This is a genomic window from Streptomyces sp. UH6 (assembly GCF_013421635.1).
In the GTDB taxonomy this organism is placed as follows: domain Bacteria; phylum Actinomycetota; class Actinomycetes; order Streptomycetales; family Streptomycetaceae; genus Streptomyces; species Streptomyces abyssomicinicus.
In genome coordinates, this window is the sequence record NZ_JACADT010000063.1 from 1 (window position 1) to 12,787 (window position 12,787).

A 12,787-nucleotide genomic window follows, 5' to 3' on the forward strand; every position below is an offset into this window, starting at 1 on the left:
AGGTCGGCCGGGGCGGCCGGGGTGAAGGCCGTGCGGTCGAACACGGCGGTGCAGCCCTGGCCCGTCGGCGACTGGGTGAGGAAGCCGACCGTGGTACGTCCGGGCTCACGCTCGTCCAGGGTGAAGTAGCGCAGCAGTCGCCACCACTCCCCGTCGGTGGAGGCGTGGAACGCCCAGGCCCGGCCCGACCGGGTGACGCGCAGCCACAGCGTGTCGCCGTCCACCTCGAAGGCGTTGGCGTCGTCGGAGGTACCGCGGGTGACCACGGTGACGGCGGTCGGGACCTTCTGCGGCGAGTACTCGAAGCAGAGCTTGGCCCAGCGGTCGTCGGCAGCGTGCACCAGCAGAACGCCGGCGTCGAACGCCGAGGCGAACTCCACCCGCACCCGCGCCGTGAGACGGAAGTCCCCCTCGGGCGGCACGCCCGTCAGCCGTCCTCCGTCCGGCGGCGTACCGGTGCCCGCCGGGTCGAGGAACAGGTCGGTCCCCGCCTGCCCGGTCAGGCGCAGGGCGCCGTCGGCGATCTCGTACACACAGGGCGGCTCACCCTGCGCGTGGAGCGGGAAGGGCACGCCGGGCACGTTCAGCGAAGTCACCGCCGCAGTCTCGTCGCGCGGGTGACGAGGTGTCAACGCCCGTTGGGAGCGCTCCCCTATGCTGTCGCCCGGTTCGCGGGGTCGACCGGCTCCGGCCGAGGGCCGCCGCCGCGCCATCGTCCCGGGCCAGGACCGGACGGGACCGGACCGGGGGCCACCGGCGCTCTCACCGTTTCGTCATGGGAGAAAACGCACCTTGAGCAGCATCTTCATCACCGGTTCCGCACAGGGCATCGGTCACGAGACCGCGCGGGTACTGATCGAGGCCGGACACCGTGTCGTGACCCATGCCCGCGACGAAGGACGTGCCACCGCACTGCGCGCCTCACTGCCCGGCGCCGCCGCGGTGCTGGTCGGCGACCTGGCCTCGCTGGAGGGCACCCGGGCCCTGGCCGTGGCCGCCGTCGGGGCCGGCCCCTTCGACACCGTGATCCACAACGCCGGCGTGGGCGGCGGCGCCTCCCGGCGGGTGGTGACCGCCGACGGCCTGTCCCAGATCTTCCAGGTCAACGTGGTGGCGCCCTACCTGCTGACCGCACTGCTCCCCCGCCCGGCGCGGCTGGTGTACCTCACCTCCGGGCTGGAGTCGCAGGGCCGCCTGGACTTCGACGACCTGACGTTCGCGGAGCGTGCGTGGGACGGCATGCAGGCCTACTCCGACAGCAAGCTCATGGACGTGGTGCTGGCGTTCGCCGTGGCGCGGATGTGGCCCGACACCGTGGTCAGCGCGGTGGACCCCGGCTGGGTCCGCACCAGGCTCGGCGGCCCGAACGCGACGGACGAACTGCCGGACGGGGCCGCGACCCAGGTGTGGCTGGCCTCCTCGGACGAGCCGGAGGCGCTGGCCACCGGCCGCTACCTCAAGCACCGGGTGCCCCTGAAGGCCCACCCCGCCGCCTACGACCGCGGCGTGCAGGAGCGTCTGCTGGCCGTCCTCGCCGAGGTCACCGGCGAGGTCGTCACCACTTCCTGAACGGGCGGCCACCGGACCGCTGTGCACACCGGGGCCGCCGAAGGGACCGGACGACGGCCGAGGGCGGCATGGGCCGTTTCCGGCCGAACTCCCATGACATGCGCATGACCAGGCGGCCGTGCTGGGCAGAGGTTCTGCAGTTCCGAAGTGCTGGGAGCCCTCACGAGCGCATACCCCGTCGCCGTGAATCTCCTCCCCCACCCGGCTCCTCGGGGCCGACCCCCACGAGTGAAGGGACAGCGATGCAGAAGTCCTTGTGGCTGAAGACGGCCGGCACCGCCGCGGCGATCACCCTGGCCGCGGCCACGGCGGCACAGGCCGCCCCGGCCCCGGCCGAATCCGTGAGCGCCGCGGCCGTGGTGACACTCCGCTACGACGACAGCCGTGCCGCCGGCTGGGAGTCGGCGATCGCCGCCGGAGTGGCCTCCTGGAACGCGAACATCGACAACGTCGAACTGGTCGAGGCCGCGCCCGGCACCCGGGCCGAGATCGTGATCGTGGCCACCACCGGCTGGCCGCAGGCGATTCTGGGACCGGTCCGTCCGGGCGGTCAGGTACGCGTCGAACTCGGCAGCCAGGCCGTGTCGCAGGGGTACAACAAGACCCGCATCGCCGCCCACGAGCTCGGGCACAGCCTCGGCCTGCCCGACACCAAGCCCGGCCCGTGCTCCCAGCTGATGTCCGGATCGAGCGCCGGCACCGGTTGCACCAACGCGGTCCCCAACCTGACCGAGCAGGCCCGCGTCGAGTCCCTGTACGCCAACCGCCTGACCGCGCTCCTCCCCGCCGACGGCCGCACCGTCGTCGACGCCCGGTAGGTCCAGCGGCCCCGAGCCCGGTCCGCGGGCTTCCGTCCCGTCGGCGAAAGGGTTCGCCGACGGGGTCGGACCCGCGGCCGGAGGTGCCGCTCGGAGTTGCCGGGAGGAGGGCGGCCGGGCCGGTGCGATGCCGTGCTCTCGTCGTCGACGGCGAAGGGCTCGCCGCATGGATCAGGAACGGGAGCGGTTCGTCGTCATCACCGGAGGGCCCGGATCCGGGAGGAGCACCCTGGTGGACCGTCTCCGGGGAATGGGCCACGCGCGCTCCGTCGAGGCGGGGCGCGGCGTCATTCAGGACCAGGTGGCGATCGGCGGATCCGCCCTGCCGTGGGCCGATCCCGCTCTGTTCGCCGAGCTGATGCCCTGCTGGGAACTGCGCTCGCATCGCACGGCCGCCGGGCAGGCGGGGCCGGTCTTCTTCGACCGCGGTGTCCCCGACGTCGTGGGCTGTCCGCGGTGGCCGCACCGGGAGCGACCTCTCCTGCCGACGGCGTGAGGCCCCGGAATCCGAAGGGGTTCCGGGGCCCGGGGCCCGTCGGCCGGAGCAGGTCGGAGCGGGGTCAGAGCAGGACGGTGGGGCCGTGGGCGTCCAGGGCGGCGATCCGGTCGCGGACCTGGGCGACGAAGACCGGGTCGGCCGCGAGGTCCTCGGCGCCGAGGACGGCGAGGAGGGACGGGACGGCCCGGTCCGCGGGTCCGTCCCAGGCGGCACCCAGGCGGCCGGCCGCCGGGTCGTCGAGCTGGTGGTCCCGCGTGTGACGGGCCCAGGCCGCGACGGCACCGGTCAGGACCGGGACCTCGCGGCCCGCGGCGCGCAGGTCGCGCAGCGGGGCCAGCCAGCGTTCGGGGACCTTGAGGGAACCGTCGGTGGCGATCTGTCCCAGCCGGTGGCGCATCGCCGGGTTGGCGAACCTGTCCACCAGGCCGTCCACGTAGCCGTCCGCGTCCAGACCGGGCGGGAGCGACGCGGCGACCTCGGCGGCGTACGCGCGCAGGACCGGCTCGGCCCACGGGGCGGTCATGGCGTCGGCGACGGTCTCCCGGCCGTCGGCGAGGCCGAGGCAGCTCAGCAGCGTGTGGCTGCCGTTGAGCAGACGGAGCTTCATCACCTGGTACGGGGCGACGTCCGGGACGAAGAGCGCGCCGGTGTCCTCCCAACGGGGGCGGTCCGCCGCGAAGGTGTCCTGGAGGACCCACTGGGTGAACGGCTCACCGGTGACGGCGGCCTCGTCGCGGACGCCGAGGGCGGCGCTCGCGGCGTCCCGGTCCGCGTCGGTGGTGGCGGGGACGATTCGGTCGACGACCGTGGAGGGGAAGGCGACCGCCTCGTCGATCCAGGCGAGCAGGGTGTCGCGGTCGTCCCAGCCGGAGGCCTCGACGAACTCACGGACGAGGCGGGCCACCACCTGGCCGTTGTCGGCCATGTTGTCGCACGGCACGACGGACAGCGGGGCCCCGCAGACCACCCGCCGGACCCGCAGGCCGTGGGCCAGCTGGCCGGGCACGCTCCCCGGGACGTGCGCGCCGGCCAGGTCGGCGGCGACCAGCGGGTCGGCGGTGTCCAGGCCGCCCCCCGGGGCGCGGCGGTAGCCCTTCTCGGTCACCGTGAGGGTGACCACGGTGACCTCCGGGGAGGCCAGCAGCGCCCGCAGCCGGTCGGCGTCGTCGGCGGCGTGCAGGGCCTCGCGGAGCTGCCCGACGACACGGGTGCGCGGGCCCTGAGGGGTGCGCAGGGTCAGCGAGTACAGGCCGTCCTGCGGGGCGAGCTGTTCGACCACGCTCCGCCCCCGCTGGGAGAAGCCGGCGATGCCCCAGCCTCCGCCGTGCAGTGCCTCGGCCTGTTCGGTGTGGACGGCCTGGTGGGCGCGGTGGAAGGCGCCCGGGCCGAGGTGGACGATGCGGGTGCGCAGGGAGCGCGGGTCGACGAGCGGGCCGGCCCCCTCGGGCAGCCCGGCCAGCGCGCCGAGATCGAGTCTGGTCACCAGTCGTGCACCGACCCGTCCGAACGGCGGCCCACGGGAAGGTACTTGGGGTCGTAGGGGAAGCGCGCCGCGGCGTCCTCGTCCAGTTCCACGCCGAGCCCGGGAGCGTCGGACGGGTACAGGGCGCCGTCACGCAGCTCGTAGGTGGGCCGGAACACCTCGTGGGTGACCGGGTCGTGCTCCATGTACTCCTGGATGCCGAAGTTGGGCACGGTGACGTCCAGGTGGACGGCGGCCGACATGCTGACCGGGGAGAGGTCGGTGGCGCCGTGCGAGCCGGTGCGGACCTGGTACAGCTCGGCCAGGTTGAAGATGCGCCGCAGGTGGGTGATGCCGCCGGCGTGGGCGACCGAGCAGCGGATGTAGTCGATCAGCCGCTCGGTGATCAGCTGCTGGCAGTCCCAGATCGAGTTGAAGACCTCGCCCACCGCGATCGGCGTGGTGGTCGCCTGCCGGATCTGCCGGAAGTTCTCCTGCAGTTCGGCCGGGGACGGGTCCTCCATCCAGAACAGCCGCAGCTCCTCCAGCCGGGCGCCGAGGCGGCCCGCCTCGGTCGGGGTCAGGCGGTGGTGGACGTCGTGGAGCAGGTGGAAGTCGAAGCCGAAGCGCTCGCGGATCTCGGCGAGGTAGCGGGGCGCGAAGTCCAGGTACTTCTCGGTGTCCCAGAGCTGCTCCTCGGGAAGGGCCCCGGCGGCCGGCTCGTAGACGGCGCCCTTGCGGACGCCGTACGTGCCCGCGACACCCGGCACGGCCGCCTGGGCGCGGATCGCGCGGTAACCCGCCTCCTTGAACCGGGCGACGTCGTCGATCAGTTCGCCGACGGTGGCGCCGCTCGCGTGGCCGTAGACCAGGACGCCCTCGCGGGCCTTGCCGCCGAGGAGGTCGTGGACCGGCATGCCGGCGACCTTGCCCTTGATGTCCCACAGGGCGGTGTCGACCGCGGCGATGGCCGTCATGGTGACGGGGCCGCGGCGCCAGTAGGCGCCCTTGTAGAGGTACTGCCACATGTCCTCGATGCGGTCGGCGTCACGGCCGATCAGCAGGGGCACGAGGTGGTCGTTCAGGTAGGAAGCGACGGCGAGTTCGCGGCCGTTGAGGGTGGCGTCGCCCAGACCCGTCACCCCGTCGGAGGTGGTGAGCTTGAGGGTGACGAAGTTGCGGCCGGGCGAGGTGACGATGACCTTCGCCTCGGTGATGGTGGCCATGGAGCAGCCCTTCCCGTGGAGCGTGGTGGATCAGTTGCCGGCGGACGCGGTGACGCGCGCGGCGTGCGGAGCGGTGGTGCCGGCGCCGGTGTCGCCGCGGCCCCAGTCGGCGTACTCCACGCCGCCGCGCCGGCCCGGAGCGGTCTCCGGCATGAAGAACAGGGCGACGATGCTGACGAGGATCAGCGCCGCGACGTACACCGCGACCCAGGTGTAGGAGCCGTCGCCGGCGATCAGGAGCGCGGCCGCCACGACGGTGAACGGGCCGCTGGCGATCATCGAGCCGAACTGCCAGACGACCGAGACGCCGCTGTAGCGGGCGCGGGCGGGGAACAGCTCGGGGAAGTACGAGGCCTGCGGCGCGTAGGTGCCCGCGTGGCCCAGCGCGAGGCCGGCGATCAGCAGGGCGACGATCACGGCCATGTTCCCGGTCTCGATCGCCTTGAACGCCGGGACGACCAGCGCCAGGTTGAGGACCGCGGCGGTGAAGTAGACCGGCTTGCGGCCCACCTTGTCGGTGAGGCGGCCGAGCAGCGGGATTGCGAGCAGCTCGCAGGCGATGGCTATCAGCACGGAGTTGAGCACGAGGCCGTCGTCGATGCCGTGTTCCTTGGCGTAGGTGACCAGGAAGACGGTGTAGAAGGGGAAGACCGCGGCCTCGACGAACTTGGTGAACAGGCCGCCGAACAGCTCCCGCTTGTGGTCGCGGGCGAGCAGCTTGAGCGGCGCGGTCTGGTGCGTGCTCTGCTGCTTCTTGGCCTCCTGGAAGGTCTCCGACTCGTTGACCTTGAGCCGGATGAAGACGCCGATGGCGACGACCAGGATGCTCAGCAGGAACGGCACCCGCCAGCCCCAGGAGAGGAACGCCTCCTCGGAGAGCTGGGTGGTGAGCAGGGCGAACAGGCCGGTGGGGATGAGGTACGCGGCCGGCGACCCGAGCTGGACGAAGCTGGCGAGGAAGCCTCGCCTGCCGGGCGGTGCCGCCTCGGCGGTGAGGAGGACGGCGCCGCCCTGCTCGCCTCCGACGCCGAAGCCCTGGATCAGGCGGACCAGGACCAGGATGACCGCGGCCCACATGCCGATCTGCTCGTAGGTGGGCAGCAGGCCGACCACGAAGGTGCCGAGCCCGGTCAGCAGGAGGGTGAAGACCAGGGCCTTCTTCCGCCCCACGCGGTCACCGATGTGTCCCCACACCAGGCCGCCCAGGGGACGGGCGAAGAAGCCGACGGCGTAGGTCGAGAACGCGGCGAGGGTGCCCACGGTGGGGTCGACCTCGGGGAAGAACACCTTGTTGAAGGCGAGCGCCGACGCGGTGCCGTAGATGAAGAAGTCGTAGTACTCGGCGACCGTGCCGACCACCGAGGCACCGACGGTCCGGCGCACGTTCTTGGACGTCGGCGGCGCCGGGGACGCCGTGGTGGGGGTGTTGCTCATCTGCCTGCCTCCTTGCAGGGGAAAGGCCGCTGGGACGGGGATGGAGGGGATCGATGGGAGGTCCACCCGGGTCCCCGCGGCCCCTGGTTCGTCGGCTACCATACAAGTACGTCAGACAAGGTCAAGAGGGGGAGGGCACGCGATGGTCTCGGCCAACGGGTTGCACGCGGCGCGAGCACGAGGGCGCAACACGAGGCAGCTCGTGTACGAACTGCTGCGTACGCGGATCGTCGGACTGGAGCTGCGCCCGGGTGCGGCGCTGTCGGAGAACGACCTGGCGGCCGAGCTCGGCGTGAGCCGCACGCCGGTCCGCGAAAGCCTGATACTGCTCGGCGAGGAGGGCCTGGTGGACGTGTATCCGCAGCTGGGCACCTTCGTGTCGCGGATCCGGCCGCAGGCCGTGGTCTCGGCCCAGTTCGTCCGTGAGGCCCTGGAGCTGGCCGCCCTGCGCGACGGTGTGGCGCAGGCCGGTGAACGCGACGTCCTGGAGCTTCGGGCGCTGCTCGCCGGGCAGGCGGAGGCCGACCGGCGCGGCGACCCGGAGACGTTCTTCCGCCTCGACGAGGAGTTCCACGCCCGGCTGATGGCGGTCGGCGGGCACGGTGACGCCTGGTCGGTCGTGGGGCACGCCAAGGCCCACCTGGACCGGGCCCGGCGGCTGTCGCTCCCCCTGGAGGACCGGATCCCCTTGCTGGTCCAGCAGCACACCGACGTGGTCGACGCCCTGGAGCGGGGGGACGCGGGCGGCGCCGAGACGGCGCTCCGCGGCCACCTGCGGCAGGTCTTCGCCGACGTCGAGACCATCCGCGACCGCCACCCCGAACTGTTCGGCGGCGACGACACCGCGCCGCCCCGCCGGCAGCCCCGTACGAAGGAGCAGCACCGATGAGCATCCCCCTGAGTCCGATCCTCCTGGAGAGCCGCGTGATCGCGGTGCTGCGCGCCGCGGACGCGTCGTTCCTGCGGCCGGCGGCGGAAGTGCTGGCCGAGGAGGGCGTGCGCAGCTTCGAGGTGACGCTGACCACCGCCGGCGGCGTGGCCGCGATCGCCGACCTGGCCGGTGCCCTCGGGCCGGACGCCGAGGTGGGCGCGGGCACCGTGCTCTCGGTGGAGGACCTGGACGCGGTGCTCGAGGCCGGGGCTCGGTACGTGGTCACGCCGCACACCGATCCCGAGCTGATCCGCGCGGCGGTGCGGCGGGGTGTGCCGATCGTGCCGGGCGGGCTCACGCCGACCGAGCTGCGCACCGGCTGGGCCGCCGGGGCGAGCGCGGTGAAGCTCTTCCCGGCCTCCGCGGTCGGGCCGCGGTACGTGAAGGACCTGCACGGGCCGTTCCCGGCGATGCCGGTCATCCCGTCCGGCGGCGTGGACCGGGCCGGTGCCGGCGGGTGGATCCGGGTCGGGTGCCCTGCCGTGAGCATGGGCGGTCCTCTGCTCGGTGACGCCCTGGCCGGCGGTGACCTCGGTGAGCTGCGGCTGCGGGCCCGGGAGGTCGTGAAGAGCGTGACCGAGGCCGCCGCGGAGGTGTCCGGTGGCTGAGGTCGTCACCCTCGGGGAGACCATGGCCCTGCTCGCGCCCGAGCGGGTCGGCGCCCTCGCCCACGTGCCGGGGATGAGCCTGGGCGTCGGCGGGGCGGAGAGCAACGTGGCGGTCGGCCTGCGCCGGCTGGGTGTGTCGGCGACCTGGATCGGGCGGGTCGGGGACGACCCGTTCGGGCAGCGGGTGCTGCGCGAGCTGCGCGGCGAGGACCTGGACGTGCGGGCCGTGGTGGACGCGGACGCGCCGACCGGGCTGATGGTGAAGGAGCGGCGCACGGCGCGGACGGCCGGTGTCTGGTACTACCGCGCGGGCAGCGCCGGGTCCCGGCTGTCCCCCGGTGACGTGCCGGCCGAGGTGTTCCGGGACGCGCGGCTGCTGCACGTCACCGGCATCACCCCGGCCCTGTCGGCGTCGGCCGCGGAGTCGGTGCGGCATGCTGTGGCGGTCGCCAGGGAGCACGGTCTGACGGTCTCCTTCGACGTCAACCTCCGCACCAAGCTGTGGAGTCCGGCCGAGGCGGCGGAGGGTCTGGCCTGGCTGGTCCGGGCGGCGGACGTGGTGTTCGCCGGTCCGGAGGAGGCCGAGCTGTTCGTGGCCGCGGACGACGATCCGCTGGAGGTCGCCGCCTCGCTGTGCGCCCTGGGGCCGTCGCAGGCGATCGTGAAGCTGGGCGCGGACGGGTGTGCGGCGGTCGCCGACGGCGAGCGCGTGCGGATGCCCGCGCTGCGGGTGGACGCGGTGGACACGGTGGGCGCGGGCGACGCCTTCGTGGCCGGTTACCTCGCCGAACTCCTCGCGGGCGAACCGCTGGTGGAGCGGCTCCGGACGGCGTCGGCGACGGGGGCGTTCGCCTGCACCGTCCCGGGCGACTGGGAGGGACTGCCGTCCCGGCGCGAGCTGGGGCTGCTGACGGCCTCGGAGAACGTCTCGCGCTGACTCGGAGGACGTCTCGCGCTGAGGCGTCCCGTTCCCGCGGCGCCTCCCGCCCCGTCGGCCGGCCGGTCCGGCACGCCGACGGGGCGGCTGCCGCCGCACGGCCCCGGACCTCGGGACCCCGGCCTTCGGGGCCTGGGTACCGGCCCTTGGTCAGCCGGCGGGCCCATGGTCAGCCGGTGGGCCCCTGGTCAGCCGGTGGGCAGCGACGACTGGCTCCGGAACCACTCCACGGTGTGCCGGAGTCCCTCACGCAGGGAGACCCGCGGTTCCCAGCCCAGCAGACGGGCGGCGGCCGAGATGTCGGGCTGACGTCGGGCCGGGTCGTCCTGGAGCGCGGGCGTCGGAACGACCCGCGACGCGGAGCCCGTCACCCGGGAGATGACCGTGGCGAGTTCGAGGATGGTCATCTCCTCCGGGTTGCCCAGATTGATGGGGCCCGCCTGTTCCGACCACAGCATGCCGACCAGTCCGCGCACGAGGTCGTCGACGTAGCAGAACGACCGCGTCTGCTGCCCCGTCCCGTGGATCGTCAGCGGCGCGTCCGCCAGCGCCTGACCGACGAGCGCGGGGATCACCCGTCCGTCGTCGGCCCGCATCCTGGGCCCGTACGTGTTGAAGATCCGCACGATGCCGGTGCGGAGCCCCCGGTGCTCGCGGTACGCGGCGACGGCGGCCTCACCGAAGCGCTTGGCCTCGTTGTAGACCGCCCGGGGGCCGCCGGGGTTGACGTTCCCCCAGTAGCTTTCCGGCTGCGGGTGGACCTCGGGGTCCCCGTACACCTCGCTCGTGGACGCGTACAGGAAGCGGGCGCTGCTGCGCACCGCCAGGTCCAAAAGGTTCAGCGTGCCGTGCGATCCCGTCCGGAGGGTGTCGATCGGGCGCCGGAGATACTCCCGGGGACTGGCCGGGCAGGCGAGATGGACCACCGCGGCCAGGTCGCCGTCCAGGCACGGCTCCCGGGCCAGGGAGTCCGACCTGATGTCCTGTCGGAGCAGGGTGAAGCGCGGGTGGTCCAGCACCGCGTCGAGGTTGCTGACGCGGCCCGTGGACAGGTCGTCCACGGCCACCACCGAACAGCCCTCCGCGAGCAGCCGCTCGCAGAGGTGCGAACCGATGAAGCCGGCGCCTCCGCTGACCAGTACGCGCAGTGGGGTGCGCGCGGACGCCGCCGCGGACGGAGTGGGGGCCATCTGCTGGTGTCTCCCGTCGGTTCGGGCGGTGCTCGTCGGCACCGCGTGCTCGGAAGGTGGAGTGGGGTCGGGGACGAGGCTCACCGGCCGTCCGGCGAGCGGGCTTCGACGTAGAGGGTCTCGTCGTTGCGGACCTGCCGGTCCAGGGCCGCCACCGCGGGCTCCGCGCCTTCGCGGTAGGCCCGGCGCACGATGCCGGCGGCCGGGAAGCCCGCGGTCGTCAGGGCGAAGGACAGTTCGTCCTCGTCGTAGATCCACCGATGGCCGTGGAAGTGGAAGATCTGGTTGATCGTGAAGGCCCGCCGCTCCGGGACCTCGTCCGGCGGTGCTCCGAGGAGCAGCAGACGTTCGCGGTGCGTGGCGTAGAAGCCGTCGTCGAGACGGTAGCCGTCGACGTACCGGGCGAGGTCGGGGGTGGTGAGGCGCAGCAGTCCCCCGGGGGTGAGGATGCGTCCGACCTCGCGCAGCCAGCGAATGCCCTCGTCGAGAGTGAGGTGCTCGATGAAGTGCTCCGCGTAGACCCACGGCGTCGCGCCGTCGGCGAAGGGCAGCCGGTGCCGGGCGTCGGCCTGCACGAAGTGCGCGGTGTCGTCCACCCGGTAGACGCGGCCGGTCTCGGTGCGGGCCTCACCGCAGCGCAGTCCGACGGCATCGGTGTTGAGCCAGCCGGACACCCGCCCGTCCCAGCTGCCGAACTGGACGCCGCAGACGTCCAGCGCCGCCAGGTCGTCGGCGCGGAAGGGGGCCCTCACACCGGTGTCGGTCAACCGGGCGCACCGGAACTCCTCGTCGGAGCCGTCGTCGTCCCATGTCCACGGTGCCACGGTCTCATCCACGGTCCTTCTCCTTCGTGAGTCCGGTGCGCGTCCGGTGGGGCTCGGGCACCTGGAGGGCGATCAGCACGGCACCGGCGGCCAGCGCCGCACCGGCGAGGGCGGTGCTGCGGGGCCCGGTGTGGGCGACGGCGAGGCTGCCGAGGAACGAGCCCAGGGCGATACCGATGTTGTAGGCGATCGAGTTCCCGGCCGAGGCCGTGTCCGTGCTGCCCGGCGCGAACTCCATGACACGGTTCTGCAGGGCCGGGGTCAGGGCGCCCATGGCGAGCCCGGTGAGCACGAGGGCGGTCCCGGCGGCCACCGGGCTGGTCCCGAGGGCGAACATTCCGGTCAGCGTGGCTGCCAGGAGGGCGGCCGGCAGCAGCACGGCGAGCCGCTGGTTCCGGTCGGAGAGGATGCCGCCGACCGTGATCCCGCCGAAGTCGGCCAGCCCACGGGCGACGAGCAACGGGCCCAGCAGCACGGCCGGCATGCCGGCGACCGCGGTGACGAACGTGGAGGTGTACGTGAAGACGGCGAAGAATCCCGCCACCGAGAGCGCCGTGGTGGCGAGCACCAGCATGTACCGCCGGGCGTCGGGTGACGTGCCGCGTCCGGCGTGCTCGTGATGTGCCGGAGTGGTCGGCATGGCCACGGCCAGGACGAGGAACGCGAGGAGACCCAGTCCCGCCAGGGCGAGGAACGTCACCCGCCAGCCGGCCTGCTGTCCCAGCCAGGTCCCTGCGGGAACGCCGAGCATCGGGCCGAGCGAGCCGCCGGTGAACACGACGGCGGTCACCCGTCCCCGCACGTGCACCGGAAACATTCCGGCGGCGACCGGAGCCACGACGGCCCAGAAGACGGCTTGGCTGAGCGCGGTCAGCAAGCGGGCGGCGAACAGCAGGCCGTATCCGGGTGAGAGGCCGGACACGGCGGTGGCCGCCGTCAGCAGTGCCACGAGCCCGAGCAGCAGTGGTCTGCGGGGCGCCCGCGCCACCACCCGCGCCAGCGGCAGCGAGACGACCACGACCGTGACCCCGTACCCGGTCACCAGCAGGCCGATGTGGGAGGTCGGCACGCCCAGGTCGGAGGACATCACCGACAGCAGGCCCACCGGCATGGTCTCGACCGAGACGAAGCAGAACGCCGCGACCGCGAGGGCCACGAGCGCCGACGCCGGCCGCTTGCCGAGGTCCGTCCGTTCCTTCATGTCAGCACACCTCGATTGCCGCGACCTTCTCGGACGCCTCGACGGCGGCATCAGGGGGCGCGGGGGTCCGGGGGCGGCCGGCCGTGCC

General features: G+C 73.3%; 13 protein-coding genes. 6 read left to right on the forward strand and 7 right to left on the reverse strand.

What is annotated here, in order from left to right:
- Nucleotides 1-587 (reverse strand): DUF1349 domain-containing protein (locus tag HW445_RS06650; protein ID WP_257230897.1); only part of this gene is annotated, 587 nt, incomplete at its 3' end.
- A 205-nt stretch (nucleotides 588-792) separates the two neighbouring features.
- Here HW445_RS06650 and HW445_RS06655 point away from each other — a divergent pair.
- The 3 genes from HW445_RS06655 to HW445_RS06665 all read left to right on the forward strand — a co-directional run bounded on the left by HW445_RS06655 (nucleotide 793) and on the right by HW445_RS06665 (nucleotide 2,883).
- Nucleotides 793-1,569, forward strand: coding sequence for an SDR family NAD(P)-dependent oxidoreductase (locus HW445_RS06655; protein WP_180220092.1), 777 nt, complete (start codon nucleotides 793-795; stop codon nucleotides 1,567-1,569).
- Between the two features lie 242 nt (nucleotides 1,570-1,811).
- A complete protein-coding gene (locus tag HW445_RS06660; protein ID WP_180220093.1) occupies nucleotides 1,812-2,387 on the forward strand; it encodes a snapalysin family zinc-dependent metalloprotease in 576 nt (191 codons plus the stop codon).
- A gap of 166 nt (nucleotides 2,388-2,553) precedes the next feature.
- Entirely contained in the window at nucleotides 2,554-2,883 is a 330-nt protein-coding gene (locus HW445_RS06665; RefSeq protein WP_180220094.1) for an AAA family ATPase, read from the forward strand.
- Between the two features lie 64 nt (nucleotides 2,884-2,947).
- Here HW445_RS06665 and HW445_RS06670 read toward each other — a convergent pair whose 3' ends face one another.
- From HW445_RS06670 to HW445_RS06680, 3 genes are read right to left on the reverse strand one after another with little or no spacing between them, the layout of a single operon-like run.
- A complete protein-coding gene (locus HW445_RS06670) occupies nucleotides 2,948-4,369 on the reverse strand; it encodes a mannitol dehydrogenase family protein (protein ID WP_308798494.1) in 1,422 nt (473 codons plus the stop codon).
- Nucleotides 4,366-5,574, reverse strand: a complete 1,209-nt coding sequence (manD, locus tag HW445_RS06675) for a D-mannonate dehydratase ManD (RefSeq protein WP_180220095.1) — start codon at nucleotides 5,572-5,574, stop codon at nucleotides 4,366-4,368. The genes HW445_RS06670 and manD overlap by 4 nt, the downstream gene beginning before the upstream one ends.
- A gap of 30 nt (nucleotides 5,575-5,604) precedes the next feature.
- On the reverse strand, nucleotides 5,605-7,008 hold the full coding sequence (locus tag HW445_RS06680; protein WP_180220096.1) for an MFS transporter: 1,404 nt from the start codon (nucleotides 7,006-7,008) through the stop codon (nucleotides 5,605-5,607).
- Between the two features lie 142 nt (nucleotides 7,009-7,150).
- Between HW445_RS06680 and HW445_RS06685 the strand changes: the two genes are divergently transcribed.
- Genes HW445_RS06685 through HW445_RS06695 form a run of 3 tightly spaced genes read left to right on the forward strand, consistent with a single transcriptional unit; the run spans nucleotide 7,151 to nucleotide 9,484 of the window.
- Nucleotides 7,151-7,897, forward strand: a complete 747-nt coding sequence (locus tag HW445_RS06685) for a GntR family transcriptional regulator (RefSeq protein ID WP_180220097.1) — start codon at nucleotides 7,151-7,153, stop codon at nucleotides 7,895-7,897.
- On the forward strand, nucleotides 7,894-8,547 hold the full coding sequence (locus HW445_RS06690) for a bifunctional 4-hydroxy-2-oxoglutarate aldolase/2-dehydro-3-deoxy-phosphogluconate aldolase (RefSeq protein WP_218956647.1): 654 nt from the start codon (nucleotides 7,894-7,896) through the stop codon (nucleotides 8,545-8,547). The genes HW445_RS06685 and HW445_RS06690 overlap by 4 nt, the downstream gene beginning before the upstream one ends.
- On the forward strand, nucleotides 8,540-9,484 hold the full coding sequence (locus HW445_RS06695; RefSeq protein WP_180220098.1) for a sugar kinase: 945 nt from the start codon (nucleotides 8,540-8,542) through the stop codon (nucleotides 9,482-9,484). The genes HW445_RS06690 and HW445_RS06695 overlap by 8 nt, the downstream gene beginning before the upstream one ends.
- Before the next feature lie 188 nt (nucleotides 9,485-9,672).
- On the opposite strand, the gene HW445_RS06700 is transcribed toward HW445_RS06695, so the two are convergent.
- The 3 genes from HW445_RS06700 to HW445_RS06710 form a co-directional block, all read right to left on the reverse strand.
- Entirely contained in the window at nucleotides 9,673-10,674 is a 1,002-nt protein-coding gene (locus HW445_RS06700) for a UDP-glucuronic acid decarboxylase family protein (RefSeq protein WP_218956648.1), read from the reverse strand.
- 80 nt (nucleotides 10,675-10,754) lie between these two features.
- Nucleotides 10,755-11,510, reverse strand: coding sequence for a methyltransferase domain-containing protein (locus HW445_RS06705; RefSeq protein WP_180220099.1), 756 nt, complete (start codon nucleotides 11,508-11,510; stop codon nucleotides 10,755-10,757).
- Nucleotides 11,503-12,699, reverse strand: coding sequence for an MFS transporter (locus HW445_RS06710; protein WP_180220100.1), 1,197 nt, complete (start codon nucleotides 12,697-12,699; stop codon nucleotides 11,503-11,505). Before HW445_RS06710 ends, HW445_RS06705 begins: the two co-directional genes overlap by 8 nt.
- Between the last annotated feature and the right edge of the window lie 88 nt (nucleotides 12,700-12,787).